The 3822-nt window shown below is 71.3% G+C and carries 4 protein-coding genes; 2 read left to right on the forward strand and 2 right to left on the reverse strand.

The features are described 5' to 3' along the window. Nucleotides 1-113 precede the first annotated feature (113 nt). On the forward strand, nt 114-1007 hold the full coding sequence (locus tag H5J30_RS21400) for a S1 family peptidase (RefSeq protein WP_445194952.1): 894 nt from the start codon (nt 114-116) through the stop codon (nt 1005-1007). 171 nt (nt 1008-1178) lie between these two features. Here the strand turns inward: H5J30_RS21400 and H5J30_RS36900 are convergent, their stop codons facing one another. After that, nucleotides 1179-2036 (reverse strand): SDR family NAD(P)-dependent oxidoreductase, encoded by an 858-nt coding sequence (locus H5J30_RS36900; RefSeq protein WP_258563455.1) that lies wholly within the window; start codon nt 2034-2036, stop codon nt 1179-1181. A gap of 178 nt (nt 2037-2214) precedes the next feature. Continuing rightward, nucleotides 2215-2790: a TetR/AcrR family transcriptional regulator gene (locus H5J30_RS21415; protein ID WP_258563456.1), complete on the reverse strand. Its 576-nt coding sequence runs from the start codon at nt 2788-2790 to the stop codon at nt 2215-2217. 74 nt (nt 2791-2864) lie between these two features. On the opposite strand from H5J30_RS21415, the gene H5J30_RS21420 reads away from it, so the two are divergent. After that, the coding region (locus H5J30_RS21420; protein WP_220189181.1) for an ABC transporter ATP-binding protein at nt 2865-3822 on the forward strand (958 nt) is incomplete at its 3' end.

The following is a 3822-nucleotide window of genomic DNA, read 5'->3' on the forward strand; positions in this document are numbered from 1 at the left end:
TGCCGAAGACTCCCCTACGACGTGTCAGGGGCACGGCAAAAGTCGGGCCGCTGACGGTGTCTCACGGGCTCGTCACCACGAGTCCTGGTTCCCCCAAACCAGAGGAGACATCTGTGAAGATGCATCGCACCACCCCCACCGGGGCTTCCCGCGGCAGACTGCGGCTGATCACCGCGACCGCCGGCCTCGCCGCCGTGGCAGCGCTCGCGCTGCCCGCGGGTGCGAACGCACAGGAAGCCTCATCGTTCAGCGCGGCAGAGCTCCGGTCCGTCGACCTCGCGGTCGGCGAAGCGGACGTCGCGGGCAGCGCCTGGTACGTCGACCGCGCCACCGACACCGTCGTGGTCACGGTCGACAGCACCGTCTCCCAGGCCGAGGTGGACAGGATCACCGAGGCGGCCGGCTCCAACGCCGGCGCCGTGGACGTCCAGCGCACCAACGGCAAGTTCACGAAGTACATCGCCGGTGGCGAAGCCATCACCACCGGCGGCGCCCGCTGCTCCCTCGGCTTCAACGTCGCGGGCGCGGACGGCACCAGGTACGCGCTGACCGCCGGCCACTGCACCAACATCGGCAGCTCGTGGAGCATCGGCACCACGGCGGGCACCAGCTTCCCGACCAACGACTACGGCATCATCCGGCACTCCAACCCGTCCGCGGCGGATGGCCGGGTCTCGCTGTACAACGGGCAGTACCAGGACATCACCAGCGCCGCCGACCCGCAGGTCGGCCAGTCCGTCCAGCGCAGCGGCAGCACCACCGGGCTGCACGGCGGGTCCGTCACGGGCCTGAACGCCACCGTCAACTACGGCGGCGGCGACGTCGTGTACGGCATGATCCAGACGAACGTCTGCGCCGAGCCCGGCGACAGCGGCGGGTCCCTCTTCACCGGCAGCACGGCGGTCGGCCTGACCTCCGGCGGCAGCGGCAACTGCTCCTCCGGCGGCACGACGTTCTACCAGCCGGTCGTCGAGGCCCTCAACGCCTACGACGTCGACGTCCTCTAGACCCGGCGCGGCACACGCGATACGGCTCCACGCCCCGGTCGGCATCCGCCGGCCGGGGTTCGCGCGTTCCCGGGGGCCGGATCCGTACCGGAGGACGCCCCGGGACGCGCCGGGGGCGCTCACGCGATGCGTGAGCGCCCCCGCCCCCCGCTCGGCGCGGGACCGGTCCCGTCAGGAGGGGATCCAGTCCCGCTCGATGTGAGGTGTCTCGATGCTCAGGGCGCGCATGTGCTCGATCGGGTTGGTGTACTCCCGGCTGGCGACGATGCGGCCGTCGCTGAGCGTGAAGCCGTGGATGAAGTGGTTGCGGTAGCGGCCCTGGGGATAGCCGGGAAAGAGGATGGTGCCCTCGCCCTCGCACTCGACCCAGATCACCGACGGGTCCTGCGTCTGGTAGATGTGCACGTCGCTCCACTGCCAGTCCGGCAGCACCTGCATCGACAACTCGCCGTGCCGCTTGAGCTTCTCGCGCCCCCGGACGACGATGGGCCGTCCCATGTCCGTGTAGAACAGCGACGCGGAGCCGTCCTCGGTGTAGAGGGTGTAGCGGCGCAGCCGGGCCTCGGCACCGGTCAGCATGTACTGCTCGACGGCCCGGCGGTTGCGGTCCCGCAGGTCGTGGTGGTCGGCGAACACCGGAGCGGCGGTGTCGGGTGCGGGGAACAAGGGCGAGGTCATGGCGTCTCCTGGCGCGTGTGGACGGACGACGCCGAGGAGGTTGACGTCCAGGACGCGGTGCCACTCGGCGTCGTCGTTGTCCTCGACGGTGCCGGCGGCGCCGATGCCGGCGTTGTTGACCAGGACGTCGATGCCGCGCAGGGCGCCGGCCGCGTCGCTGATGGCGGCGACCACGGAGGCGTCGTCGGAGACGTCGGCGCGGTAGCCCTGCAGGGGCGGGGGTACGTCGTCGGGGTTGAGGTCGAGGACGGCGACCCGGGCGCCGCGCTCGGCCAGCAGCCGCGCGGCGGCCAGTCCGATCCCCGAAGCCCCGCCGGTCACCACGGCCTTGAGCCCGTCGAAGTCCTTCATCCTGAAATGGCCTCCTGTCATCCGATGACTTCCCCGGCGGGCGCGAGCCCGTCAGGTGCGGCGCACCTGGGCACGTAGCACGATCTGCATATTTACCAGATCAGTTGACCTCTGCGACACCCCACGGGTGAAGATCCGATGCCCTCCGGCCGTATTGGTCGGATCTCTGACCGGTGGTTTACGACGGCGCACCCACGGACTTCCGCAGCGTGTACAGGCACAGGCTGAGCGCGTTGTGCTTGGTGTCCCCGCCGCGGTTGCGCTGCCAGGCGACGTACAGCAGCGACCACAGCACCTGCACGATCCAGTCGGTGTCCAACCGGCCGTCCAGCGTGCCCTCCTCCCGGCCGCGGTCGACGAGCCGCGCCAGCGCGCGGTCCGCCTCCGTGTCCTCTTCCCAGCTCTCCCAGTTCCAGGTCGCGGCCATCGACTCGTCGAAGATGATCGCGAGGCTCTCGCCCAGCTCGAAGTACTCCTGGCAGATGCGCTCCAGCGCGGTGAGCGCCGGGCCGTCGTCGGGGCGGGCGCGGTCGGTCGCGGCGCCGATCTTGTCGAGGACGTCCATGCCGATGGCGTCGACCAGGTCCGAGCGCTCGGCGAAGTAGCGGTGCACCGTCGTGCGCCCGACGCCCGCCGCCGCCGCCACGTCGGCCAGCGAGGCCGTCGGGTTCTGGGCGAGCACGGCGGTGCCGGCGTCGAGGATGGCCCGCCGGGTCCGGGCCCGGGCGCCGGTGCTGCTCACTGCGGTGTCCATGCCCATACCGTACCGCCACCCCCAGAATGGAACTCGCTTGACGAAAATGGAACAGCGATGTTCTACTGCCGGGCATGAGTGTTCCGGAAAGCGTGCGCATCCTCTGGTCGTTCGCCAGGCCCCACCGGCGGGTGCTGGCCCTCGGCCTGCTGCTGGCGCTGGCCGGCTCCGCCCTCGGCCTCGCGTCCCCGATGGTGACGAAGTGGGTGCTGGACTCGCTGGCCGGCGACGCCTCGCTCACCGGCCCGGTCGTCACGCTCCTGGTGCTGATGGTCGTCGGCGCGGTGCTCGGGCACCGGCAGTGGGTGATCCTCGGCACGGTCGGCGAGCGGGTGGTGCTGGACGCGCGCGAGTCGATGGTGCGCCGCTTCTTCCGGGCCACGGTGCCGGGTGTGACCGCCCGGCCTCCGGGCGAGCTGGTCTCCCGGGCCGTCTCCGACACGACCCTGCTGCACGCCTCCGCCTCGGGCGCCGTCGTCGGCCTGGTCAACGCCGTGGTCATGCTGGTCGGCACGCTGGCGATGATGGCCGTGCTCGACCTCGTGCTGCTCGCGACCACGGTCGCGTCGGTGGTCCTCGTCGTCATCCTCTTCGCCACGCTGATGCCCGCCATCGCGCGGGCGCAGGAGCAGGCGCAGGAGCACGTGGGCAGGCTCGGCGGCCGGCTCGAAGGGGCACTGCGCGCGGTGCGTACGGTCAAGGCCAGCGGCGCCGAGGAGCGCCAGGCCGACCGGATAGCCCAGGACGCCCGGTCCGCGGCCGACCACGGTCTCAAAGCGGTCCGGCTGGAGGCGACGGTCTGGGTGATCGCCTGGACGGGCATCGAGCTGGCGATCATCCTCGTGCTCGGCATCGGCGCGTGGCGCGTGGACGCCGGGACGCTGGAGGTCTCCGGGCTCATCGCCTTCCTGCTCTACGCGTTCGGGCTGATGGGGCCGGTGACCGAGCTGAGCGAGCACACCTCGGAGATGCAGTCGGGGATCGCCGCGGCCAAGCGCATCCGCGCGGTGGACGAGCTGACCACCGAGGAGG

This window comes from Streptomyces phytophilus (genome assembly GCF_013870535.1).
Classification (GTDB): Bacteria; Actinomycetota; Actinomycetes; order Streptomycetales; family Streptomycetaceae; genus Streptomyces; species Streptomyces phytophilus.